The organism is Rheinheimera faecalis, from assembly GCF_021290965.1.
GTDB classification, from domain to species: Bacteria; Pseudomonadota; Gammaproteobacteria; order Enterobacterales; family Alteromonadaceae; genus Pararheinheimera; species Pararheinheimera faecalis.
This window is the reverse complement of record NZ_JAJOYT010000006.1, coordinates 62,714-87,941: the sequence shown is the minus strand read 5'-3', so window position 1 is coordinate 87,941 and position 25,228 is coordinate 62,714. Positions and strand designations below refer to the sequence as shown.

The 25,228-nt window shown below is 46.6% G+C and carries 21 protein-coding genes; 8 read left to right on the top strand and 13 right to left on the bottom strand.

Going from position 1 to position 25,228, the window contains the following annotated elements; all coding sequences use genetic code 11:
- Positions 1-20: 20 nt before the first annotated feature.
- A complete protein-coding gene (locus LSG34_RS12375; protein WP_233009415.1) occupies positions 21-1,286 on the top strand; it encodes an MDR family MFS transporter in 1,266 nt (421 codons plus the stop codon).
- A gap of 54 nt (positions 1,287-1,340) precedes the next feature.
- On the opposite strand, the gene LSG34_RS12370 is transcribed toward LSG34_RS12375, so the two are convergent.
- Positions 1,341-1,529: a hypothetical protein gene (locus tag LSG34_RS12370; protein ID WP_233009414.1), complete on the bottom strand. Its 189-nt coding sequence runs from the start codon at positions 1,527-1,529 to the stop codon at positions 1,341-1,343.
- Between the two features lie 263 nt (positions 1,530-1,792).
- On the opposite strand from LSG34_RS12370, the gene LSG34_RS12365 reads away from it, so the two are divergent.
- Positions 1,793-2,221 (top strand): hypothetical protein, encoded by a 429-nt coding sequence (locus LSG34_RS12365; RefSeq protein WP_233009413.1) that lies wholly within the window; start codon positions 1,793-1,795, stop codon positions 2,219-2,221.
- A gap of 65 nt (positions 2,222-2,286) precedes the next feature.
- On the opposite strand, the gene LSG34_RS12360 is transcribed toward LSG34_RS12365, so the two are convergent.
- The 5 genes from LSG34_RS12360 to LSG34_RS12340 form a co-directional block, all read right to left on the bottom strand.
- The gene (locus LSG34_RS12360) at positions 2,287-3,159 is read right to left on the bottom strand and encodes a 3-keto-disaccharide hydrolase (RefSeq protein WP_233009412.1); all 873 of its coding nucleotides are present in this window, start codon (positions 3,157-3,159) and stop codon (positions 2,287-2,289) included.
- 198 nt (positions 3,160-3,357) lie between these two features.
- Positions 3,358-6,597: a S41 family peptidase gene (locus tag LSG34_RS12355; RefSeq protein ID WP_233009411.1), complete on the bottom strand. Its 3,240-nt coding sequence runs from the start codon at positions 6,595-6,597 to the stop codon at positions 3,358-3,360.
- Between the two features lie 110 nt (positions 6,598-6,707).
- Positions 6,708-7,784 carry a low-specificity L-threonine aldolase gene (ltaE, locus tag LSG34_RS12350; protein WP_233009410.1) on the bottom strand — a complete coding sequence of 359 codons (1,077 nt, stop codon included), beginning with the start codon at positions 7,782-7,784 and terminating at the stop codon, positions 6,708-6,710.
- 180 nt (positions 7,785-7,964) lie between these two features.
- On the bottom strand, positions 7,965-8,312 hold the full coding sequence (locus tag LSG34_RS12345; protein WP_233009409.1) for a membrane lipoprotein lipid attachment site-containing protein: 348 nt from the start codon (positions 8,310-8,312) through the stop codon (positions 7,965-7,967).
- A 113-nt stretch (positions 8,313-8,425) separates the two neighbouring features.
- Positions 8,426-9,022: a LysE/ArgO family amino acid transporter gene (locus LSG34_RS12340; protein WP_233009408.1), complete on the bottom strand. Its 597-nt coding sequence runs from the start codon at positions 9,020-9,022 to the stop codon at positions 8,426-8,428.
- Between the two features lie 91 nt (positions 9,023-9,113).
- Between LSG34_RS12340 and LSG34_RS12335 the strand changes: the two genes are divergently transcribed.
- On the top strand, positions 9,114-9,998 hold the full coding sequence (locus LSG34_RS12335; protein WP_233009407.1) for a LysR family transcriptional regulator ArgP: 885 nt from the start codon (positions 9,114-9,116) through the stop codon (positions 9,996-9,998).
- Positions 9,999-10,106: 108 nt separating this feature from the next.
- Here LSG34_RS12335 and LSG34_RS12330 read toward each other — a convergent pair whose 3' ends face one another.
- Positions 10,107-12,272 (bottom strand): prolyl oligopeptidase family serine peptidase, encoded by a 2,166-nt coding sequence (locus LSG34_RS12330; protein WP_233009406.1) that lies wholly within the window; start codon positions 12,270-12,272, stop codon positions 10,107-10,109.
- A gap of 250 nt (positions 12,273-12,522) precedes the next feature.
- Between LSG34_RS12330 and LSG34_RS12325 the strand changes: the two genes are divergently transcribed.
- On the top strand, positions 12,523-13,650 hold the full coding sequence (locus tag LSG34_RS12325) for a dienelactone hydrolase family protein (protein ID WP_233009405.1): 1,128 nt from the start codon (positions 12,523-12,525) through the stop codon (positions 13,648-13,650).
- On the opposite strand, the gene LSG34_RS12320 is transcribed toward LSG34_RS12325, so the two are convergent.
- Complete coding sequence (locus LSG34_RS12320) at positions 13,647-15,287, bottom strand: methyl-accepting chemotaxis protein (protein ID WP_233009404.1); 1,641 nt, start codon at positions 15,285-15,287, stop codon at positions 13,647-13,649. The two genes, LSG34_RS12325 and LSG34_RS12320, sit on opposite strands and share 4 nt — an antisense overlap.
- A gap of 396 nt (positions 15,288-15,683) precedes the next feature.
- Here LSG34_RS12320 and LSG34_RS12315 point away from each other — a divergent pair, with 396 nt between their 5' ends.
- Entirely contained in the window at positions 15,684-17,081 is a 1,398-nt protein-coding gene (locus LSG34_RS12315) for an alpha-amylase family protein (protein WP_233009403.1), read from the top strand.
- 33 nt (positions 17,082-17,114) lie between these two features.
- Here the strand turns inward: LSG34_RS12315 and LSG34_RS12310 are convergent, their stop codons facing one another.
- Positions 17,115-18,017: an AraC family transcriptional regulator gene (locus tag LSG34_RS12310; protein WP_233009402.1), complete on the bottom strand. Its 903-nt coding sequence runs from the start codon at positions 18,015-18,017 to the stop codon at positions 17,115-17,117.
- Between the two features lie 230 nt (positions 18,018-18,247).
- Here LSG34_RS12310 and LSG34_RS12305 point away from each other — a divergent pair, with 230 nt between their 5' ends.
- On the top strand, positions 18,248-19,786 hold the full coding sequence (locus LSG34_RS12305) for a S10 family peptidase (RefSeq protein WP_233009401.1): 1,539 nt from the start codon (positions 18,248-18,250) through the stop codon (positions 19,784-19,786).
- Positions 19,787-19,870: 84 nt separating this feature from the next.
- Here LSG34_RS12305 and LSG34_RS12300 read toward each other — a convergent pair whose 3' ends face one another.
- From LSG34_RS12300 to LSG34_RS12285, 4 genes are all read right to left on the bottom strand, one after another.
- The gene (locus LSG34_RS12300) at positions 19,871-20,287 is read right to left on the bottom strand and encodes a DUF4174 domain-containing protein (protein WP_269822886.1); all 417 of its coding nucleotides are present in this window, start codon (positions 20,285-20,287) and stop codon (positions 19,871-19,873) included.
- 45 nt (positions 20,288-20,332) lie between these two features.
- The gene (locus tag LSG34_RS12295; protein ID WP_233009399.1) at positions 20,333-20,749 is read right to left on the bottom strand and encodes a DUF1801 domain-containing protein; all 417 of its coding nucleotides are present in this window, start codon (positions 20,747-20,749) and stop codon (positions 20,333-20,335) included.
- 134 nt (positions 20,750-20,883) lie between these two features.
- Positions 20,884-21,288: a hypothetical protein gene (locus tag LSG34_RS12290; RefSeq protein WP_233009398.1), complete on the bottom strand. Its 405-nt coding sequence runs from the start codon at positions 21,286-21,288 to the stop codon at positions 20,884-20,886.
- Between the two features lie 34 nt (positions 21,289-21,322).
- Complete coding sequence (locus LSG34_RS12285; RefSeq protein ID WP_233009397.1) at positions 21,323-22,051, bottom strand: substrate-binding periplasmic protein; 729 nt, start codon at positions 22,049-22,051, stop codon at positions 21,323-21,325.
- A gap of 215 nt (positions 22,052-22,266) precedes the next feature.
- Between LSG34_RS12285 and LSG34_RS12280 the strand changes: the two genes are divergently transcribed.
- The gene (locus LSG34_RS12280; protein ID WP_233009396.1) at positions 22,267-24,606 is read left to right on the top strand and encodes a TonB-dependent receptor; all 2,340 of its coding nucleotides are present in this window, start codon (positions 22,267-22,269) and stop codon (positions 24,604-24,606) included.
- Between the two features lie 261 nt (positions 24,607-24,867).
- Complete coding sequence (locus LSG34_RS12275) at positions 24,868-25,191, top strand: DUF883 C-terminal domain-containing protein (RefSeq protein ID WP_233009395.1); 324 nt, start codon at positions 24,868-24,870, stop codon at positions 25,189-25,191.
- Positions 25,192-25,228 lie beyond the last annotated feature (37 nt).

The following is a 25,228-nucleotide window of genomic DNA, read 5'->3' as shown; positions in this document are numbered from 1 at the left end:
TGATTTTGGGAGTGGTGGTGATGTCCGATCTGGTCAGTTGGTCCCGTATAAAAAATTTGCCCGGTCCCGCCTGGGTATTGTTGCTGGGCAACTTTTTTGTTCGCGGCAGCTATTTTATGGTCTGGCCTTTTATCTCTGTGTTGCTCTATCAAAAGTTTAAGCTCAGTGCGACAGAAATAGGCCTCTGGTTAACCAGTGCGGCTTTGCTTGCGGTAGTGCTTGGCTTTTATGCAGGTTATTTATCTGACCGTTTTGGCCGTTATCCGTTATTGCTGGCCGCAGCGGTACTGGGCACCTTCGCATTTAGCTGTTTTGCTTTAGTCCAAAGCAAAGAAGGTTTTATCTGCTGTATTTTCTTATCTACTTTACCACGGGCTTTATGGGATGCTCCAAGCAAAGCCTGGCTGGGCGATTCATTACCCGACCCCAAAGATCGTGAGCTGGCGTTGCAAGGCCTGTATTTTATGGTGAATGCCGGAGCAGCCATTGGCCCCTTATTAGGTCTTTCGGCTGGTATGACAGGCAATCCACTGACCTTTTTTATTACCGCTTTCTCTTATTTTGCTTTAGGTATAGCTGTATTATTTTTCCGCCAAAAACCTAAACAGTCACTGCAAAGCTACAATCCAATGCGGTTTGGCCAAACCTTGTTTTTACTAAAAAAAGACCAGCTGTTTTTACTGGTGATAGTCGCCAACATTTTAGTAACCTTTATCTATGCACATTGTGACTCCAGCCTTATTCAATACCTGACACGGGCAGAAGTTCCAGAATTGGTGGCACTTATATCAGCGATGATTATTCTGAATTCGACCGTGATAGTACTATTCCAGTTTCCATTACTGCGTCTGATGGCAGGCTGGCCTGTGGTATCACGCATTTATGCGGGGTTGTTGTTACTGGCGGTATCACAACTTGGTTTTGCGCTGAACCCACCAGAATGGTTTTGGGGCTGGATAGCGGCTGTTTTTGTGTTAAGTCTTGGCGAAGCTATTTTGTTTGCCAATATGAATGTGCATTTGGACCAGTTGGCTCCGGCCTCTTTACGTGGCAGCTACTTTGGCGCCGCCAGTTTATATGCGATAGGCTATTCGTTGTCACCCGTATTAGGTGGTGTGATATTGGACTTATGGGGAGGCCCTGCACTTTTTGCAATAAGCTTTAGCTTATGTCTGGCGGTATTTATCAGCTATCGATACAGCGGTAAGCTTAAGCGCCCTGACTTCATTCAGCTCGAACAGGAATGGCAAGAACAGGCAAAACAAGGGACAATTGCGGGTTCATAGTTACCCCTTGTTCTGCCTGAGTACTAACAGATAAAGGTCAGCCCTTTTATAAAATCAGTTGTAACCCAGTTCAGCACAATGATCGGTTATAGGGTCAAAGCGTTTTGCTTTAACAGGCTCGCAGTCATCGTCACGCCAGATCAAGCTCAGTGCCCTGCGTTCTTGCTGGGTTAAATCGTCGTTTCTATTACTGGCGCGGTATCCAAAGGGTTGCGCACTTTGCTGTTGTTTGATTGCACTCATAAGATGCACTCCTGTCTTCTTTTGGTTGACACTGCCGGGTAAGAATCGGACTTCCCAACAGCAGGCGAATCTGAAGCTTAACCCGCTAAAGATGAGCGCTAGCTGAACTGAATGCTCATTTTTCAACCAGCCAGTATTAGTCTGATCTCCACTCAAAATGCTTTTAAGCAGCAGTAAGCTGCCATTCAGTTAATAAAGCTAAACTGCCGCCTTTACGTCGCCGGATAACATCCGGTGTAGGTTTTAAAAGAGGGATCACAACAATGAAAATTAAATTAACTCTGGCCACATTCGTATTGGCAGGCACAGTGGCAACAAGCTTTGCTCAAGCAGGTGAATTTGTCCCTGCCGCAGGTTTTGGTTCTCAGTACGGCGATTTAGGCGGTAAGTTTATGTACCGTGAAGATAATATGGCCGTTTATGTCGGGGCTGGTGTAGGTGGTGCTGCTGTTGGTTTTCATATAGCACCGTCAGCAGGTAGTCAGCATGTATTTGGTGCCCAGTATGCGTCTGCATCCGATGTATTTGATGGCGATGGTTTAATACTGGCAACTTATGATTACCACTTTAGCGGTTTTAGCGGCCGTGGCTGGACTTTAGGTGGTGGTTTAGGCACTGCAGATTACGACGGTGGTCGTCGTGATGGCGAAAGCAAAACTGTGGCAGTATTTAACGCCGGTTATAAATTCTGATTTATTGTTCGACTAGCGTACTTGTCACTAAGAAAGGCTGCCCATGGCAGCCTTTCTTAATCATGCTATAAAAACAACCTGGTGTATTCGGCTGGCATTTGCTGCAAAGCTTTGATTTTCACGTCTTTATAAAAGACTTCAGCCGCTTCACTTTGCAACTGAATTTTGCCTTCCACTAAAGGTTCGGTTTTGCCTTCAGGTGTGACATATCTTGAATTGCGTAACACCATCACCACATGACCGTTGACTATATGCAGGCTCTGGCCTTCAAAGCTAATCAGCTCCACTGTATTCCACTGTCCTGCTGGTTTTTCATGATTGTCTTTACGCAGTACAAAACCCTGCAACTCTTCCCCTTTGCCTACTTTAAGGAAAGGCTGACTCTCATCGGCTACAGCATTCATAATGGACTCAGGCATAAAAGCACGGATATCAATGGCCGAACCCGCTTGTTGCCAGTAGTCGCCGTTATGGCCTTCCATGATCTGGAATTCCTGCGACATCATCCAGGACCGGAAATACTCCTGCCCATGTTCCCCAATGGCGTGATACAAAATGCCGCTGTCTTTGAGTTTATTCAGCCGAGGTGGCCACTTTTTGTCGCCCCAGCGAAATTGCAGTTTTAAGTGGTAGTTTTTGTAAGAGTTTTTACTGGTGACAGCACCATAGATTTCACCGCTGACCCGAAGTACAGGTTCGTTGTTTTCTTGCTGCATCGTAAAAACTTTGTATTTGTCGTTGCCGGTATTTAAGCCTATGGGCGCTATCGGTTTACCCTGTTCGTCTTTTGGTACAGTACCGTCATAAGACTCTTTATGTTTATAACTTAAGTAGGTATCCCACTGACTCAGATTTTTATCCAGCAAAGGCTGCCATTCAGCTGCCAACGCTGAATAACTACAAAAGGCGATAGAAAAACACAGCAGTTTAAGTTTCATTGCTTTTATCCAATAATGAATGATTTCAATTGGATACCAGTTTAAATCAGAATTGTAAAGCGCTTACATCTAAATCCGGGGCAAAGCATATTACGTTTTTTCGTACAGGGTCAGAGTCTCGACTCTGACCCTAAATTAAAAGTAAGTCACTCAGCGCGACATCGACTTCATTCATATAGTCCAACCCTGGGGTCAGAGTTAATCACTCTGACCCCTTACGTCTTTAGCCATCCCGGGTTTTAAAGGTTCAGCTTTCAGTTCAGGTACAGCTTTTTCCTGCAACTGCTTTTGCAACAGGCTGATGGCATAAGATAACTGTGCATCCTGACCGCTAAAACTGGCGTACGGCAAATTATCGACCAGCACGTCCGGGCTTACCCCACGGCCTTCGATGATCCAGCGCCCTTCTTTATCAAACTGCGCCGTTTCAGCCACACGAGCCACGCCCATATCAGCCAATAAATTACGGCCAGATAACCAGACTCCGGCACCAGCGGTTTGCTGTCCAATCACAGGGCCTAAACCTAAACTTTTCACACCAGCAGCAAAAGTTTCGCCATCTGAATAGGTCAGTGGGTCGGTCAATACCACCAACTGGCCACGGAAGCTTTGTTGCATATTGCCATAAGCTTTGCCCTGAGTCGGTTGCCAGAAGGCCCAAACCCGGCGTAACAGCTTTTCAATTACCCAACTGTCGATATTGCCGCCTCTGTTACGGCGCACATCAATAATCAAGCCGGGTTTATCCACGTTGGCATAAAACTCACGGGCAAAGTTACTGATATCATTTGGCGTCATGGCATACAAATGCAAGTAGCCCAGTTGTTGCTTACCTTGCATCTCTACCTGATGCTTCTTCTGCTGCACCCAGTGCTGATACCTTAAGGTTTGTTCTTGCTGTGGACTAACAGGCACCACTACTTTTTTAAAGGCTTTGCCGTCGCGCTCTAACTGCAACAGTACTTGCTGGCCTTGTTGTTGCTGTAAAACCTGATGTAAATCCAGCACTGATGCAACAGCTTTGCCGTTGACCGCCAGCAAGCTATCGCCCACTTTAAGCTCCACGCCGGCGCTATTCAGTGGACTGGCTAAAGAAGGTAAATCCGGATCTGTCTGATAAATAGCCTGCAACACCAGTTTGCCATTGCGGCGGATAAATTCTCCGCCCAGACTGGCTGCTTTGCTGCTTTCGCTGGCTTTAGCATAGTCGCCACCCCGTACTTGCGAGTGCAACACAGACAACTCGCCAATCAATTGCGCCAGCAAATCATCCAGCTCAAATCTGTCTGTCACTCTGTCGAGCAAAGGCTGATAGCGCCTTTTGGTACTGCCCCAGTCCACACCACGCATGGCAGGGTCAAATAAAAACTCGCGGTGCATCAGCCAGGCGTCATGGAACATTTGTTGCCATTCAGCTTTGGGTGTCACTGTCAGACTAATCTTATCAATAGCCCAGGGCTCAGCCTCTTCCCCCTCCGGCGCTTTAGCTGTGGCAGAACCTAAGAAAAAGCGATACTTGCCAGGTTCAGTTTCATACTGCAGATACAATGACTTACCATCAGCACTGCTTTGTAAGTTACGAACCTTGCCAGCAAAACTGAGTAACTTTTTATTTTCTGGCTCAATTTTTAGCGCTCTTACTGCTGCTGCATCACCACTGTATTCAAATTCCTGCAAATACAGGTAATCGGCTCCCGCCTGCAGCTTTTGATAATTTCCGGCTGCAACAGGCACTTGCCATAACTGACCAGGTAAATCTTTCAGTGCAGCCGCCTTAGGTTGCCCTTCTAAACCAGCTGTTAGTTCTGTTTCGGCAGCAAAAGGAAATTGAGCTGAGCTATCCAGCGCATAAGCAAAGACCTGCGCCCTTTTATCAAAAGCAGGTCCCATATTGCGATCCCCCCATGGGCCGCCTGGGGTTGGTTTTAATTCGCGTTGTGACAAAAAATACAACCAGTCACCATCAGGGTGAAATGCCGGGCTGAACGAATTGTATTTATCTGTAGTGAGCAATTTGGCTTGTTGCTCTTTGACCGAATACAGGCCAATTTGCTGACGGCCCACACCATCTTTTTCTGTGGTAAACGCCAGCAAGCTGCTGTTTTTATTCCAGCTCAGGTCACTGTATGGGCTTAAACCTGAACCACTTTTATACACCAGCTGATTGCTGCCGCTTTTTACATCCAATAGCCACAACTGGCCTTGTTTATCGTCATGCGCCAAATAACGCCCATCGGGTGATAGGGTTAAATTCCAGCGAAAACCGCGACCATCTTTGGTCAGCTGTTTGCCTTGATCTGAACCATCGGCAGCGTATTGCCAAATTTCAGGCTCACCGGACTGGTCAGAAATTAAATACACCCATTTACCATCCTGACTGACCACTGCACTTCGGGCACGGGCAGTTTCAGGCACCGCCAATTCGACAATACGTTGCGGCGCACGGGACAATACCTGCACTTTGCTGCGAAGGGTCAAAGCCAACTTTTCTTTAGAGAATCCAACGGCGCTTGAGGTTAAATACTTCAGAGGTTCAGTTAATAAACGCTGACGCTGTTGGGGTGAGTCTGTGATTAATACTGGCGCCTGGATGTTGCTTTGGCCTGAGGCTAAATCCAGTAATTTGATATCAGCGCCCGACTGGTAAATCACTTTGCCCTGATCCATACGGGCAGAACGCACTGCAAAATCCTGTTGATTAGTCAACTCTTTCAGTTGAGCCGATACAGGATCGTAAGACCATAAATTCGCATTGCCGCCAGCATCACTGACTAACACCAGCTGGCCTTGCCAAATCATAGGGTTACGTAAAGATCCCTGATGGTCTGCCAATAAACGCTCTGCTTCAAGCTCTGAGCCCAGTTTCCAGCGCCAGAGCTGACCTTTAGCTCCGCCCTGATACTGACGGGCATTATCCCCCGTTAACTGCAAGCCATAACGGATAAAGTAGACATAGCCATTTTGTTCATCCAGCACAGCTTCTACGGCATCCAAAAGCGGTAAAGTTTCAGTGTGCTGAGTTTCCAGATCCAGTAGTTTCAGCACCCAGCTGTTCACAGGCCCTGTCATTGCATCTGTGCTATACAGCAATTTGCCGTCCAGACTCCAGCCTTGCAGCTTCACTTTCGCATTTAAGGCCGTTAAACGTTTAGGTGCACCGCCCGCTAAAGCCAAATAATAAATATCAGGGGTATCGTCATAAGCTGCGACATAAACCACAGCTTTGCCATCAGGCGTAAACAGCGCCTGGCTTTCTTCAGCGGCGTGAGTGGTCAGGCGTTTTGCTTCACTGCCATTAACGGAGCTTAGCCATAAATCACCTTCGGCAGTAAAGACCAGTTGGTTTTGTTGTATCGAAGGCGAGCGGTAATAGGCTGCATCAGCATAACTGCTGGCAAATAGAGCTGCAGTCAGACAAGCGACTAAAGTGAGTTTCATGGTAGCCCCGGATGTTTTTTCTTTTATGTAGTTTTATCTGTTTTTACATTAACAGCTCCACCAAAGAAAAACAGAGGGTACCGCCTCAGAAATCAGGCGGTTAGTCCCACTCAAACATTAAATTTTTGCACTGCCAGAAGTGCATGCTGAATATCCTTAGCACTGATATCCAGATGTGTTACCCAACGCACTCTTTTGTAGTGCTGATCGGCTTTATTGTAATTACTGCTGGTTAATTTAATACCCTGCTCCGAGAGATAAGCCAATAAAGGCTCTGCTACATCAAGAGCTATATCAGTAAATAAAATATTGGTATGGACGGACACCAGCTCCAGCTTGCCTTTGAGCAGCGGGTGTTCAACCGCTATACGTTGTAAGCCTTCGGCCAGTTGCTGTGCATGCTGATGATCCTCTGCCAGGCGTTCTATATGATGTTGCAGCGCATATAAACCAGCAGCCGCCAACACCCCGCTCTGGCGCATACCGCCACCCAGCATTTTACGCAGTCGTCTTGCCTGCTGAATAAAAGCATGGCTACCCAGCAGTAAAGAGCCAACAGGGGCGCCTAAACCTTTGGATAAACACAAAGACACTGAATCAAAACCAGCACAGAGCTGCCTGGCTTTTTGAATTGGATCTGAACCATCCGCTGTCGCTAAAGCCACAGCGGCATTCATCAGTCTGGCGCCATCAATATGGCAATTTAACTTAAGCTCTTTGGCCAAAGCCGCCACTGAATTCATATAAGACAAAGGCAACACCTTACCGCCTGTGGTGTTTTCCATCACAATCAACTTAGTGCGGGCAAAATGTGGGTCGTCCGGCTTTACCGCGGCACGAATATGCTCAAGCGCCAGAGTACCATCTGGCTGGTGTTCTATAGGTTGCGGCTGAATAGAACCTAACACCGCCATACCACCGCCTTCCCAGCGGTAGGTATGCCATTGCTGTCCTACTATGGCTTCATCACCACGCTGGCAATGCGCCATCAGCGCTATTAAGTTGGTTTGGGTGCCACTGGGCGCAAATAACGCCGCTTCAAAACCTAAAAGTTCTGCTGCATAACGTTGTAACTCATTGACCGTCGGGTCGTCCTGAAATACATCATCCCCCAAAGGTGCGGCCAGCATAGCGGCTTTCATTGCTGCTGTAGGTTGAGTGACCGTGTCACTGCGAAAATCTGTCATCTATAGTCTCCATTGAAGTTAATCTCATCAGAGCGCATAAGCGAATTCTGTTCAAGTACAAAACGACAGTTTGGATTGGAACTGCGAAATAAAACACAATGAGCCAACTCATAAAGCAGCCGCAACAAAAAGCCCGGTAAAAACCGGGCTTTTTGCTAACAAATGGCGTCAGACATTCCTTTATTCAACCGCCTGTTCACGGTGAATAGGTGATAAACCTCTGGCGCGATAATCTACAGAATCATCCAGTTCAAAACCTGTAGCCACCCAGTTTTTCGCTTCATCAGCACTGAATTTCTGTGCTGACCACTCTGTTGCAGACTCCAGGTTAAAACCCGCGGTTTTCCAAAGGCCTGCAGCTTCTGAATTAAAACCACTGGCTTTCCACTGCTGAGCGACTTCTGCTGTAAAACCACTGGCTTGCCAGCTTTGTATTTCGGTTTGGGTCATATTGCTCCAATCATCCGGCACAGAGCTACAACCTGCCAGCGCAAAACCTAACACAGCCACTAACAACAACTTCTTCATGCCATTTCCCCTTGTATCCGCCAATGCCACAATTGAGCCTGCAACTGCCCCTGTAAAAGCGCCACATAGTAATGCATGACTAAAGTTTTGCCCAGTAGATCACCATCTGAAATTTAAAGGGCCAGCTTCAGTGCAATGCCAGACAATACCAAAGCAACCAGGCCATCAAACAGTCGCCAGCGCAGCGGCGAGCTCAGCCAGATTTTAAGCTTCGGGGCTAAACCAGTTAACGCACTAAACCAGCAGAAGGAGGCCAGACAAGCGCCAACAGTAAACCAGAAAGGCTCTGCCTGCACAGAACCAACGCTACCAATCAGTACCACTGTATCTAAATAAACATGAGGGTTTAATAAGGTAATAGCCAAAGCGGTCAGCGCTGTTTTTTGCCAGCTTTGTACCTGCACCACAGAGCTTGAATGCAAAGCACCTTGCCCACGCCATGCACGTTGTGCAGCACCAAAGGCTAACCACAACAACATCGCCACTCCGGCCCAGGTCAGCACAGGTACCAAAGGAGGTAACCAAAGTTGAATAAGCTGCACACTGTAGACGCCAGTCACAATTAAAGCCGTATCACATAAGATACAGACCAGAGCTATCACCAACCTGTTCGCGCCAGCCATACTTTGACTGAGTACCCAGATATTCTGCGCGCCAATTGCCACTATTAAACTTAAACCCACGGTAAAACCGGTTAAAAACGACAACATGAGATTCGCCCTAAAAGAAACAAGTAGTACAAGTTTAACGAAGCGGTTTATTATGAATCCAACAAATAAATTTTCTGTGTCATGAGAAAAAATGATGATTGATTACCGCTTATTGCAGGCACTGTCTGCTGTGGTTGAACAAGGAGGCTTTGAAAGGGCTGCTCTGGTATTGCATTTAACTCAGTCAGCCATCAGCCGTCGTATTAAACAACTGGAGTCTGTGTTGGGTCAGCCGGTGTTATTACGCAGCAGCCCACCTACGCCAACAACTGCTGGACAACGTTTGTTAAACCATTTGCAGCAAGTAAAGCAAATGGAAACGGCTTTAGGACTAACAGACGATCCACAAGATTTGGTGGTGCGTCTGGCGACCAATGCGGATTCTTTGGCCACCTGGTTACCAGAGGCTTTAGTCTTACCAGAGCAGCAGGCGGTGCGTTTTGATCTGGTAGTGGAAGATCAGTCCGTTGGTTTAAAACGTATGAAACAAGGCGATGTGATGGCCTGTATCTGTGCCAGCCCTCAACCGGTCAATGGCGGTGCTGTGATGGCATTGGGCGCACTGCGATACCGGGCTGTGGCAAGTCCGGCTTTTATTCAGCGTTATCAATTACATCAGCAGTTTAAACAAAAGATCAGCCAAGCGCCTTGCCTGGTGTTTAATCAGGACGATCAGTTGCAACATCAATACCTGCAACACGTAGCGCAAGCCGTGCCTCAACGTTTTCATTTGTGCCCTTCGTCAGAAGGTTTTTTAAAAGCCACATTGGCCGGATTAGGTTTTGGTTTATTGCCGGAATTACAAATGCAGCCGCAGCTGGAAAGCGGTGAGCTGGTGGATTTAAGCCCTGGTTATGCGCTGGATACCCAGTTGTACTGGCACTATTGGCAAAGCGAAAGCCCGCTGATGTATCAGTTACGACAAAATGTATTGCAGGTGGCAAAACGGTTTTTATATCAAGCGGTTGGAAAGTAATTCAGATTAGTTTGTAGGGGCAGGGTTTATCCCTGCCCGTCTCACACAAAACTTTCTAAGAGCGAGCAGCGCTGTCAACAACGCTGCAGCTTCAAGAACCAAGGGTATTTACTGCTTAGGTAACTCTTTGACACCCATATTAAACAACGTAAAACCAAAGATATCCGCAGCTAATTCAATTTGCTTGGATACCGGCACACCAGCACCATGACCTGCATTGGTTTCAATGCGGATCATTTGTGGGTTAGGGCCTGTTGCTTTGGCTTGTAGTTCAGCGGCAAACTTAAAGGAATGTGCTGGTACTACGCGGTCATCGTGATCGCCTGTGGTGACAAGCGTCGCCGGATAAGCCACGCCTTCTTTGACGTTATGCACTGGTGAGTAGCCTTTGATGTAGTCGTACATCTCTTTGCTTTGCTCAGAAGTGCCATAGTCGTAGGCCCAACCTGCACCAGCAGTGAAGGTGTGGTAACGCAACATATCCAGTACACCGACCTGAGGGATAGCCACTTTCATCAGATCAGGTCTTTGGGTCATCACAGCGCCCACTAACAAACCACCGTTAGAGCCACCACGAATAGCCAGTTTGTCGCTTGAGGTGTATTTCTGGGCAATCAGGTATTCACCTGCAGCAATAAAATCATCAAACACATTTTGTTTTTTCAGCTGAATACCAGCGTCATGCCAGGCTTTACCATATTCGCCACCACCACGCAGGTTAGGCACAGCGTACACGCCGCCCATTTCCATCCACACCAGGTTGGCCACACTAAAAGCAGGAGTCAGGCTGACGTTAAAACCACCATAACCGTACAGCATGGTTGGGTTAGAGCCATCCAGTTTGATGCCTTTTTTGTGGGTGATGATCATCGGCACTTTAGTACCGTCTTTAGAGGTATAAAACACCTGCTCAGACTGATAATCGTCGCTGTTAAACTTCACAGCAGCTTTGTAATACGTGCTGGTTTCGCCGGATTTTGGCTCAAACGCAAAAGTACTAGGTGCTGTGTTGTAGTTAGTGAAGCTGTAGTACAAGGTGCTGTCTTTGGTTTTGCCGCCAAAACCAGACACAGTGCCTAAGCCCGGCAGTGCCACATCACGCACCAGCTTACCGTCGTAATCGTATTGCTTAATCTGAGAAATCGCATCCACCATGTAATGGGCGAATAAGAAACCCGCACCTTTGTTCACATCCAGTACGTTTGCCGTTTCCGGGATCACATCTGCCCACTTATCAGCAGCAGGCGCTGTGGCGTCAATTTTGATCAGCTTTTTATTAGGTGCATTTAAGTTGGTGACAAAATACAAGGCGTTGTCACGGTTGTCGACAAACTCGAAGTCGGCATTGCCTTCAGCGTATAAAGTCACAAAAGCGCTGTCGGCTTTGGTTAAATCTTTCAGGAAGACTTTGTTGCCAGAAGTTGCGTTGGCAGCAGAGACTATCAGGTATTTACCATCGTCTGTGACACCACCACCTACATAACGGTGTTTCTCCGCATCAACACCACCAAACACCACTGGATCGTCTTTTTGTGCTGTGCCTAACTTATGGTAATACAGCTTGTGCTGATCGGTTTTAGCCGACAGCTCACTGCCTTCTGGCTTGTCATAGCTGGAGTAATAGAAACCTTCGTTACCTTTCCACGAGACACCGCTGAACTTGACGTCCACCAGGGTTTCTTCAATAGGTTTTTTGGTTTCTACATCGATAATGATAATTTTGCGCCAATCGCTGCCACCTTCAGAGATGGAATAGGCCAGAGTTTTGCCGTCATCAGAGAAAGACACATCAGCTAAAGAAGTGGTTGCATCGCTGCTAAAGGTATTTGGGTCTAAAAAGACTTCAGCTTCGCCTTCGCCTTTTTTGCGGTATAACACGGACTGGTTTTGTAAGCCGTCGTTTTTAAAGAAATAGGTGTATTCACCTTCAATAAAAGGCGCTCCTACTTTTTCATAGTTCCACAGCGCTTCTAAACGTTGTTTGATTTGGTCACGGTAACCAATTTGGTCAAGATAAGAAAAAGTGACTTTGTTTTGTTCTTTGACCCAGTTCCCCGTTTCAACGCTGCGGTCATCTTCCAGCCAGCGGTAAGGGTCTGCCACTTTGCTTTCAAAATAAGTATCTACCACATCGCCTTTAGCGGTCACAGGGTAAGTAAAAGGATGAGCGGCCTGAGTTTCTGTCATAAGGGTTTCTTGTGGTTTGCTGGTGTCACTTGGTTGGCCACAGGCTGTTAATAAAGCCAAAGCCACGGCGCTTAATGCGTATTTCATCTATCCTGTTCCCCGGATTTTGTACCCCTTCACTACTGAAATTCTTGCTTCAGTTGAGAGTAGGTAAGTGTTAATAAAATTCGATGCCGAGCATAACAAAACTGTCCGCTCAAAGCACCCTTTACGATTAACGGTCACATAGATGCGCTAAATAACTCAGCCTGTTCGTTTTATGGAATTTTCAGTCCTAAGTTCAACCTGAAATTTGGCTGTGTTATATGCTAAACAAAATGCAGTTGAGATAAAGACTATGAGCAGATTATGTGGGGTTTTGTGGCTGGGTTTAAGCTGTCTTTTGGCTGAAGCCTCAACCACTTTACCAGTATCACCAGCGTCCACCTATTCAGGTAGCTGGCAGGAACAACAACCAGCAGCATCATGGCAACAGCAGCAACGCCATTTTTATTTAGATGCCCTGCTCGCTCCTGTAGCAGCGACGCTAGCGCCAGCAGAGTTGCTGCGACAAGAAGACCGAGGCAGTTACAAAGCAGAACTGTGGCAAATCCCGCTAAGCGGGATCAGCCATAGCAAAGCCATAGTACTGATACCCAAAAATCAGCCGATCAAAGCTGCGGTTTTATTACTACATGACCACGGTGCTTATTTTGTTATTGGCAAAGAGAAAATGATCCGGCCTTTTGCAGATTCAGCATTTAAAAAAGCAGCCAAAGACTGGGTGGATAAATACTACGGTGGCCAGTTTATAGGTGATGAACTGGCGGCTCAGGGTTATCTGGTGCTGGCCGCTGATACCCCAGGTTTTGGTGAACGTGGGCCCATTCAGTACGAACAGCAACAGCAGCTGGCCGCTAATTTGCTGGCAACAGGACATTCGCTCTCAGGCTTGTCGGCTTACGAAGATATGCAGTTAGCTCAATTTTTAGCAAAACGGCCCGATGTACCTAAAGGAAAAATTGCCGCCATAGGGTTTTCGATGGGCGCTTACCGCGCCTGGCAAGTGGCAGCTTTGTCTGAACATATTCAAGCCGCCGCCGCTATTTGCTGGTTTAATACCTACCAACAGCTGTTGCAACCCAATGCCAATTTAACCAAAGGCCAGTCGTCCTTTTATATGCTGCACCCAGGCTTGGCCCGTCAGTTGGATATACCGGATCAGGTCAGTTTAATGGCACCTAAAGCTTTGTATTTAATCAATGGTGGACAAGACCCATTAATGCCAGCGCAAGGTGTTATCCAAGGTCAACAACAACTGAAAAAAGTCTGGAGGGCGTTTGGCGCAGAAGCAGCACTGCGCACCGAGATTTGGACTGAAGCACGCCACGAATTTAACCAGCAACAGCAACAACAAGTCTGGAGCTGGTTAGATCAATGGCGTTTAGCACCGTCAAATGAAAAGCGTGTTCCGCAGAGCCATTAAGCTGGTAAACGGAAATAAGCAATTTGCTGTTTCAGCTGCACAGACAACTGCTGCAGCTCTTCCGCTGATGCCAATACAGTCACAGCAGCCGCTGAGCTTTGTTCTGCACCAGAGTGAATAAAGCTGACATTTTTATTGATATCTTCAGCCACCACACTTTGCTGCTCTGCGGCGCTGGCGATTTCTGAACTCATATCCCAGACCAAATGAGCGCTTTGGTTAATTTGCTGCAATCTGTCGCTGGACTGATTGACCAATTCCACCACCTGTTGCACTTCATCACGGCTTTTTTCCATCGACTGCAGCGATACATCCACACCACTTAACAAAGTACCGATAATTTGCTGAATAGCCTGCGTTGATTGTTGAGTGCGGCTGGCCAGGGTACGAACCTCATCTGCTACTACAGCAAAACCACGGCCTTGCTCACCTGCTCTGGCCGCTTCAATAGCAGCATTAAGTGCCAATAAGTTGGTTTGATCCGCAATACCACGAATCACTTCAATCACCTGACTGATTTGCTTACTTTCAGCCGAGAGGCTTTGCACGGTTTGAGTGGAATGTAGAATATTTTGCTGCAACTGATGCATAGCACTCAGCGCCTGGTTCATCACCTTGCCGCTGCTGACACTTTCCTGACTGGCAAATTCGGCCTTTAACGAAGCCTGACGGGCATTTTGAGCAACAGAGGCTACAGTAGTGGTCATTTCGTTCATTGCAGCACTGACCGACATCACTTCATTTTTTTGCTGACTCAGCTGAGCTGAAGCCTGATGGCTGTTTTTCTCCAGCGCCACTGAGTTCTGATTGACTAAGTCGCCCGCCTGCTGCACTTGTTTTAATACACGGATCAACTGATCAACCATTTGTTTTAATGAAAACAACAAGCTCTGTTCATCGGCTTTTTGTAAATTAATATTTAGATCCAAACGCCCTGCCGCAATTTCTTTGACCAGCTCAACCGCATACAAAGGTTCTGCCCCTAACTGACGCAAAATACGCTGAGTCACGATGTAACCCGCTATCGCACTGCCGGCAAAAGCCAGCAGAGTAATAATCCATATGCCCCACACTTCTGAGTCATACAAAGCCGAAGCTTCTTTGTCTATTACTGCGGATTGATCCAACTGGTACTGAATTAAGGCTGAAATCTGGTTACTGATAGGATCTATGGTTTGGTACAAAGGCCCATCCATACTATCCAGTTGTCGTATTACTGAACCTTGTTTAGATGAAATTAGTTCAATAGCGGCAATAATCTGCTGATCGGCAGCGCTGAACAATTGCTGGGTTTGGCTGATCAGTAGCTGCTCGTCGGCCTGCATTGAATGGGACTGGTAAATCGCCCATTGCTCTTTAATGATTTGCTGGGCTTTTTCCAGCTCCTGCACAGCCTGTTCAGCAGTAAACACACCGGCATTGGCCTTGTTCACCGCGTCTATCACGTTCACCGCATAAGCGTCTGCTATCAGTTTCAGTTCGGTTAAAGGCACGATACGGTCATCATACAAGGTGTCGATATGTTGATGCATAGCCCGTACTGAAAAGTAACTTTGGCTGCCCAAAATGACTAACAACAGCAATGGAACCGCAAAAGCCAGAATCAAACGCAGACTGATAGTTGTAGATTTAAACATGGACGTTTAACACCTGATGTAAAAGGGGTAAGACTGCAGAAAAACTGCAGTGATAAAGCTGACGTCAGCTTTTTGTGATGGCGATTATGGCACAGCGCTGTTGCATTTTATTGATCTGGATTACAAAGAGTAACAAAGTTCCGTTTAAAAATTGTTCTGCTGCTTTGTTCTGATAAAAACCCTTCATCTGGCAACATTTCCCACTGAATACGTATGCATTTTATAAACAACAGCGTCATTTTATTTACAAGATGACGAACTGCTCATAAGTTTTATTTGTCACCGGTGTACACAACAAAGCAGCCATCTTCACAACAGCGCCAACTCTTTTTCCAGGAGTGCTTTTGTCAGGATGAGCATGACTATAAAAATGACGACAATGACAGGGTAAAACGAATGAAATTATCACTACAAACACTGTTGGTGGGTGCCAGCCTGCTATCAGCAAGCCCGGCTTATGCCGATGTAATTTTGCATGCTTTTAACTGGAACTACAGCGAGATCACCGCCAAAGCGACTGAAATTCAGCAGGCCGGTTATAAGAAAGTGCTGATAGCCCCGCCAATGAAATCCAGCGGCGAACAATGGTGGGCCCGTTATCAGCCACAGGATTTACGCTTAATTGACCATCCACGCGGCAACAAACAACAACTGCAAAGCTTGATCCAAACCATGACCAGCAAAGGCATTGAGGTATACGCCGATGTGGTGCTGAATCATATGGCCAATGAAAGCGCTCAACGCAGCGACTTAAACTACCCAGGCACCGCAGTACTGAACAGTTATCAGGCGAACTGGACTTATGCCAATAATCAGAAGTTGTATGGCGATTTAACGCAAAACTTCTTGTCCGGTTCAGACTTCCATGCTCCGGGTTGTATCAGCAATTATCTGGATGTCTGGCAAGTGCAGTATTACCGGCTTTGTGGCGGTGGTGGCGATACAGGCTTGCCAGATCTGGACAACAACAACTGGGTCGTCAGCCAACAGCAAGCTTATTTGCAGGCCTTAAAGAATATGGGAATTAAAGGCTTCCGGGTCGATGCGGTCAAACATATGAGCAATGCCCATATCAACGCCGTTTTCACTCCGGCTTTAATCAGCGGCATGCATGTATTTGGTGAAGTCATTACCTCAGGCGGTTCAGGTAATCAGGAATATGAGCTGTTTTTAAAACCTTATCTGGATAATACCAGCCACAGCGCGTACGACTTCCCTTTGTTTGCTTCTATCCGCAACGCCTTTAGTTTTGGCGGTTCAATGAATGTGCTGGTCGACCCTGGTGCTTATGGTCAGGCCTTGGCCTGGAACAAAGCAGTCACCTTCGCCATCACCCACGATATTCCAACCAACGACGGTTTTCGTTATCAGATCATGAACAGCACAGATGAAACGCTGGCGCATGCTTATATACTGGGTCGAAACGGCGGTACCCCGATGATTTATTCAGATCATGGCGAAACAGCCAATTTAGACGGCTACCGCTGGCAGGATTTTTATAAAAGAGCTGATATAAAAAACATGATCCGTTTTCACAACAGCACACAAGGCAGCGGCATGCAGGTGCTCGGCAGCACCCAGTGTATTCTGTTGTTTAAGCGTGACAAAAAAGGTGTAGTCGGTATTAACAAATGCGACACGCCACAAAACTTTTGGGTGGATACCTACGCTAATGAGCTGAACTGGTATGTGAATTACACCGATGTGATCAGCGGTAATAGCTTTCAGGTCAATACACAGTGGTTAAACATCACTATTCCGGCCCGCAGCGCCAGAATGTGGTTACAGCAATAACCTAATTCGGGTCAGAGCCAAGGCTCTGACCCGTTAGCTGCCCTGCAAACGCACTCTTTCTATATCAGCTTTAGGCGGTGCGCCAAATAAACGGCTGTACTCACGACTAAACTGCGATGGGCTTTCGTAACCTACTTTATAACTGGCTGTGGCCGCTTCTATGCCTTCATGCAACATAATACGGCGCGCTTCGTTCAAACGTAATTTCTTCTGATACTGTAAAGGGGACATACCTGTCACCGCCTTAAAAGCCTGAAATAAAGCTGACTCACTTAAATGCACTTCGTCAGCCAGATCTTTAATCCGCAGCGGTTCATTGTATTTTTTCCGCAGTACTTCAATGACCTTACTAATACGGTGACTCTGACTGTCCAGCAGCATAAAATCACGCAACTGACTGCCTAAATCGCCCAATAATAAGCGGTATAAAATTTCACGTTTAAGCAGTGGATAAAGCACGGGGATATCGGAAGGTTTATCCAGCAACTGCAACAGACGGGCTATGGCGGACAATAATCCCTCATCCACCCGTCCAACAGATATAGCCTTCACCTGCTCCTTGCTACGCTCTACTCTGCCCCCCAAATCAATGACTAAATCAGCCAATTCTTTTAAATCTATGGTTAATCGAAGTGCAAGATAAGGCGTTTTTGGACTAGCTTTGGTTACTTTACCACTAGCAGGCACTGTCACTGGCACCAGCAAGTAACTTAAGGGGTCATAGACAATTCGGTCATTGCTAAGATAAACCTCTTTTTCACCCTGCAGCATAATGCATAAAGAAGGTTCATAAATAACAGGAGTGATCTCAGTCGTCACTTCACTGCGGTACAAAACCAGATCCGGAAGAATGCTGTCCATGCTGCCAAAGGCTGGCATATGAGGCATAAGTTGGGCTTTTAGCTGTTCAAGTTGCTGCTCGATTAAATTGCTCACACTTCACTCCTCTACACATTCTCAAACGCAGTATAAAAGCAGATTACAGCACCTGCATGAGCCGCACTACTCAAATGGACTTTTAGGCAAGAAGTGCGGAGCAACAGACAAAGCCATCTTTCCTTTTAACCTGAATCTTTGTTATTAGTCTCAAGCCCGGTGGTTATTTTGCTACTTGTGAGTTAAACAATAGGCTGAACTAAAACAACAAGACTATGATCAGGAAATCTATGAAAATCAGTCCACTTCTGTTGCTCAGCTTATGTCTGAGTGCAACCAGTTTAAGCCTTGCAGTTCAGGCCGAAGACGCCAAAGCCGCAAAAAGCACCACAGTACAAATAGACGCCGATTCAGTCGTTGTGACAGAACATGAAACAACAGTGCTGGATAATGACTTCAGTTACAAAGCCTACACCGGCACTCAGCCTGTCTGGAATGAACAAGGCGAGCCTACAGCCGCTATTTTTTATACCTATTACGAACGTCAGGATGTAAAAGACAGAAAAAGCCGCCCTCTGCTGATTTCTTTTAATGGCGGCCCGGGTTCTGCTTCAGTCTGGATGCAAATTGCTTACACTGGCCCTAAAGCGCTGAATGTAGATAGCGAAGGCTACCCACTGCAACCTTATGGCGTAAAACAAAACCCTTATTCAGTGCTGGACACAGCCGACATCGTTTTTGTAAACCCTGTGAACACAGCCTATTCCCGCGTATTACCTGGTAAAGATGGCAAAATGCCAAGCCAGGATCAGCAACAAAAAATGTTTTTTGGTGTCAACGCGGATATCAAATACCTGGCCGAGTGGGTGAATACCTTTGTCAGCCGCTACAACAGATGGGAATCCCCTAAGTACCTGATAGGCGAAAGCTACGGCACAACACGAGTGTCGGGTTTAGCTTTAGCGCTGCAAAACCAGCAGTGGATGTACTTAAACGGCGTAGTGCTGGTATCTCCTACAGAGATAGGTATTAAACGTGATGGCCCAGTTGATGTTGCAAACCGCCTGCCGTACTTTGCTGCCACAGCCTGGTATCACAAGGCGCTCAGTAGCGATTTACAGCAAAAAGACTTAACCGACTATCTGCCAGAAGTAGAAGAGTTTACGCTCAATACCTACCTGCCGGCTTTAGCTAAAGGCAACTCTTTACCTCAAGCTGAAAAACAACAAATTGCCGAGCAAGTTGCGAAGTATTCAGGTTTATCTGTCAAAGCTGTGCTGCAAAATAATCTGGATATTAATACCGACTTTTTCTGGAAAGAATTGCTGCGTGAGCGTGGCCAGACCGTCGGCCGTTTAGATTCACGTTATTTGGGTATCGACAAAAAAGATGCAGGCTCAGAGCCGGATTACAACGCCGAGCTGACCTCATGGCTGCACTCTTTTACTCCAGCTATTAATAACTACCTGAAAAACGAGCTGAATTACAAAACCGACGTGAAATACAATATGTTCGGTAACGTGCACCCGTGGGACAGAAGCAATGACAATACAGGCGAAAACCTGCGTCAGGCCATGGCTCAAAACCCCTACCTGCATGTGATGACTCAGTCAGGTTATTACGACGGCGCCACCAACTATTTTGATGCCAAATACAATATGTGGCAGCTGGACCCAAGTGGCAAAATGAAAGACAGATTAAGCTTCAAGGGCTACCGTAGCGGTCATATGATGTACCTGCGTTACGACGACTTACGTCAGTCAAACCAGGACTTACGTGACTTTATCAAAGCCACTTTACCTAAGCCGGATCAAAGCGCTAAGTATTGATTTGAAATTATTTAAAAAAGGACCTTCGGGTCCTTTTTTAATGTCAGGCCGTACATCAAAGCGTTCAACCACCTGTTGCCACACTTAATGCACCATCTCGTTTTGCCGCATCGGCATAGCGTCAATTTCTGTAAATATCGCCTCTAAATCCATACGGTCGAGCAAAAACTTCAGGCCACCATCTTTACCAATCAGCATGATTTTTCCGGGCTCAAGCTGGTAGCTGTTTCTGGTTTTGGCGATAAAATCGTCTGACAACGCGCCCTGATAATTGGTGTGGGCTTCATCCCCAGAAAACACAAACCAGATAATATCCCGCTCATTGATTTCTTTTTTGTTTTGCTCAAAAAGAGCCAACACGGCATCTTGGTTATGAAGGTTATTCACCAGGATAATCCGGTTTTTCCACTGCAAAAGACGAAGATCAGAAAGCTTGGAAGGCTCAGTGCTGTGGGCGGAGAGACTAAAGCAAAGCAAAAGAATTTTAGTGAAGTAATTCATCCTGACTCCATAACAGTAAGAGCAGCTTTGGGGTCATTGCTCATGTTAGCCGTAACGCTGCCTTAACTCATTGATTGAACCCGCAATCAGCTGTTCAAGCACAGAGCTATCAAGATCAGCCAACTGCTTAAAGTACAGGCAAGACTTACCCATTTTGTGCTTGCCCAGTCTGGTCAATAAAGCCTGTTGTTCCTCACTATCCACCGACAGATAAAGCACCAGATCCCGGCCACGAATGGCAAATCCAGTTAAAGGAGCTTCTCCGCTGCGCCCACTGTCGTAGATGTAGCGGTAGGAACCATAACCCACTATGCTCGGTCCCCACATATTTGCAGACTGCCCTGTCAGTTGTTCAAGCAAAGCCATCAAAGCATGACAATCGTTGCCTTGTTGCGCTTGGGCTCTTGAAGCTATGTAATCACTGATACTGGCGTCTGTGGCTTTGGTTTTGTTTTCAGTCATACAAATAATCCGTGATGGTGAATGATCAGGGCTGTAACCCTAGTCAGAATAGCTGGCCATCAACACTATGAAAACTCATCAACTTCATTAAAACAATCCAGGGGCGCTGGCTAGCACCTGAGCACAGATTTTAATCAGCCGCGGCAATAGCCTTCTCCAACCTTAACGACCAGGCAGTTTGACTTGTCCATCAACCACTTCATACCTGTATCTGGTCCAGATCCCGGCGTTATGCTTTCTGTGATGCCGTTACGTTGGAAACTGAGTCCGCTTTGAGTACTGACAGCATCAAAGGTACGGACAGTATCGAGATCACGGATCGCAACTTTGTATTTATCACCCTCTTCTAAAATTTCAAGATAAGTGCCTTCAGGCCCAGTCCACTTGCCAAGCCAAGCATCCGCTGCCCTCTTCTCGGTCACCGCAGAATTCGGCGCTGTGGTGTTTTCGGTCAGAGCTGCTGACGGCGTTTGAGCAGCTTTATCGCAGGCTGCGAGTAAACTTAGGGTGAAAAGTAAGGTAAGTGTTTGGCGGTGCATGGATGCTTCCTCATGTTATCAATATAAAATTCCCCTACTGATTCAACTCCGCAAAATACTTTAGCTGCAGTTGGCTAAATAGCTCCGATTGCTTCACTTCAGCCAGTGCCTGGTTAAAGCGTTCTGCGACTTCAGGGGTGCGGGCTAACATATGGTAGTGATTCACCTGAAAGAAGTTCAGGATCTTTAAACTATCGTCATTGGGGGCGGTTTGGCGGTAGTAATGCAAAAAGATATTTCTGTCCATCACCAATACATCCACCCTATTCTTTAACAGCAATGCCGGCAGTTGATGTTGATCCACCACTTCCAGATAACTGGCTGTTTTCGTGGTTGCTTCTACATAGTCAGGCGGTAAAAACTGGCGGGCATTTTGAAAAGCCATTACACGAAGGCCAATCAGATCAGTAAGACTTAACAACTCTTTATGCAGATCTTTGCGGACGATCACAATATTCTGGTAACTGATATAAGATTGGGTGGCAAAAAAGCCCTGTGGGGTGCTGCGCTGCAAAGACACTAAATCGGCCTGGCCGTCTTCAAATAAAGTAAATAACCTGCCGTTGGGTACATGGATAAACTGGCTATCAAAGCCCATACGTTTAACCACAGCACTGAGTAATTCCAGTTCGTAGCCAGTTTGAGTTGCCATTTTTATATAAGGAGGTTTTTCCACCCCAACTAAAAGCTGCAGCTGCTGCGCCTTTGCAGGAGCAGCCATGAAGGCAACACAGATCAATCCCAGATACAGCAGTTGTTGCATCGAACTCACCTTCTACAACCGAACTTCAGCATAGGCTAAACTCCTGTTCAAACTCCAGTTTTTTCTTTGTCCAGGCCATAAATCAGACAATTCTGTTTTCATAAAACTTACATCTGAATTACTTCATTTTGTCATCGACCTTTCACTGCAATGTCATCAGACCTCTCCAGAATAATGGCGTTTTCTTCAATTCAAACAACAAAATGGAGTTCCACGTGGCATTACATCACAAACATCTGCTCGCTTTGGCAGTGAGTTCAGCCTTAGGTTTATCGGCATCCGTTGTCGCAGAAGAAGCCGCAGTTGCTGCAGCTGAAGAGCAGGAAGTCGAAGTGTTGGCCATTACCGGCAAACGCATCAGTTATGCCAATAACAGTACAGACGAAGCCATTAAAAATACCAAAGCTCCAATAGGCAACGTGCTGGATTTAGTCAGCCAGTTACCTGGTATTAGCGTAGGCCAAGGCGACGCTTTTGGTGGTGACGACTGGTCAACAACCATCTCCATGCGCGGTTTTAACGTCAACCTGAACGAGCAACAACTGGGTATTACGGTAGACGGTTTACCTAATGGTGGCTCAGGTTATGGCGGTGGCAGTAAAGCCAACCGTTACCTGGACACAGAAAACACCGCTTATGTAGAAGTGGGCCAGGGCACATCTGACATAGCTTCAGCTTCATTAGATGCGCTGGGCGGAACCTTAAACTTTGTGTCTAATAACCCGTTGGCCGAAGAAAACCTGTCAGTAGGTGTAACAGGTGGCGATCATAATGCCCGCCGTTATTACACCCGTTTTGATACTGGCCAGATTGGTGGCAATACCACAGCCTATTTCAGCTTGTCTGATAGCTTTAACAACAGATGGATAGGTTCAGGTAGCAATGGTTTTACCGACCGTTTGCACGGTGAAGTCAAAACTGTGACTGAACTGGAAAATACTACTATTACAGCGCGTTTTTCATACGATGACGCTGAAGAAGACAACTACAACACCGTCTCTTTAGCTCAGTTTTTCGAAAATCCAGAGTGGGATCGTCTGACTAACGTCTGGACAGGTAACCCGGATATCGATCAAAACTTTGCTGAAGTTTGGTCTACCTTGCGCGAAAACAGCTTCACCTACGTCAAAATTGATACCGACCTATCCGACAGCCTGAACCTGACAGTGACGCCTTATGTGCATATGCAATCAGGTCGTGGTGACTGGATGCCTCCGTATCAGGTGTATGTGGAAGATGCCGCCGGTAACCGCGTCAGCCGTGGCACAGGCAACGGTACTTTAACGCCTTACCAGTATGTCAATGCCGCAGGTCAGCCTATTCTGGATCCTACTGCTGATTTAACAGGTGCGACCCGCGTATCTTCTTACCGCCATACCCACTATGAAAAAGACCGTTACGGCCTGACGTCAGAACTCAAATGGGCGATGGAAAACCATGAGCTGCGTTTAGGTGCCTGGCTGGAACAGCAGGACCGTGACGAAAGCCGCGACTGGCACAACGTGATTGACCCGAAACAGTATCACTATTTCGACAATCAGCCGTACTGGGTGCATTACGATCGTAGTTATGAAACTGACACACAGAAAATTTACCTGCAGGATCAAATCAACTGGAACGACTTAACAGTCACGTTAGGCGTGAAACAGTTTTATGTGGATGTAAGCCGCAAAGACAATATAGTTGCAGGTAACGAAGGCAAGCTCGACAGTGATTCAGATTTATTACCAAGCCTGGGTTTTGTCTATCGCTTAAACGAAAGCTACGAAGTATTTGGTGGTTATGCTGAAAACTTCAAAGCCATCAGCGATGCGATTTTAGAAACTGATCAGGATTTTGGCTCACTGGAAGCTGAAACTGCGGAAAACATCGACTTAGGTTTACGTTATTTTGGCGATGACTTAAGCCTGTCTTTCACCTATTACGACGTGCAGTTTGATAACCGTATCACCTTCCTGCAGCCTGGCGCGAATGGCGGTGGCCCGGATTACCTGAACGAGTTAGACGGTACTTATGTCAACGTAGGTGGCATTGAGTCGAACGGTTTAGAAGCCAGCTTAAACTGGGAATTTATGCAAGGTTGGAGCATCTACAGTGCCTTTACCAGCAATAACGCACAATACAGCCAGACCATTAACTCTCAAGTGCTGGATGAAGATGGCAATGTAGTATTAGGCCCGGACGGAAAGCCAGCGATAAACCCGGCTGCTATTTTCGAAGGTAATAAAGTAGCAGGCTCACCAGAAACTATGCTGAGCTTATCACTGCGTTATCAGGGTGACGCTTACCGTGCAGGTTTAACGGCCAAGCGCACTGACACTTACTTTGGCGCTGCTTTAGGGGGCAACAAAGATGAAATCCCAGCTTCTACAGTGATGGATTTCTACGTCGGTTACAGCAAAGATTTGTCGTCTAAAGACATGTTTAAAGGCATAGACCTTTCACTAGTGCTGAACAACCTGAACGACGAAGATTACTTAGCTGGCGGTCAGGAAGGCGCTTATTACTTAGGTGCTGAACGTACTGCGACTGTGACATTAAAACTGGATTTCTAAGTTAATTCAGAGTGACACAAGGCCGGGGCCCAAAATGCCCCGGCTTTTTTATTTTTTGCCGGATAAAGCCACTCTACCGGCATGTAAAAATTACCAGCAACGGGTAAGTTCTACAGTTTACCAGTGGCCGCGCCACGTATGAAAAATTGATAAACCACTGTTTTTGTTGATTTATATCAATTTGGCACAACCAGTGCTTTAATTAAGATGCAAAGTACAGCCTCTTGCTGTATTTCACAATGTTCACCAAGGAGATTTATTATGGCTACTTCACAAAGTGCAACAGAACAAGCGAAGACGAAAAGCAACAGCGCGTTAAATTCGCCAGTGACGGAAAAAGCTATTGAAGCGGCACATCATGCAGTGGATGCCGTCGCTATTAAAGCCGCTGTAGCAGAAGATACACTTCGCAAAACTGCAGCCAGCTCGCAGGAAACGCTGTCGCATAAGCAGGAAGAAATTAAACAGCAACTGCAAATGTCTTACAGTAAAACCCGTGAGTTTGCAGCACAGAACCCGCTTGCCACAGCTGGTATAGCCTTTGCTGCTGGTGTATTGCTGACTGCTTTACTGCGTCGTAACTAAGCTTTTAAATTAAGCACGACTCCAGCAAGGCGGATCT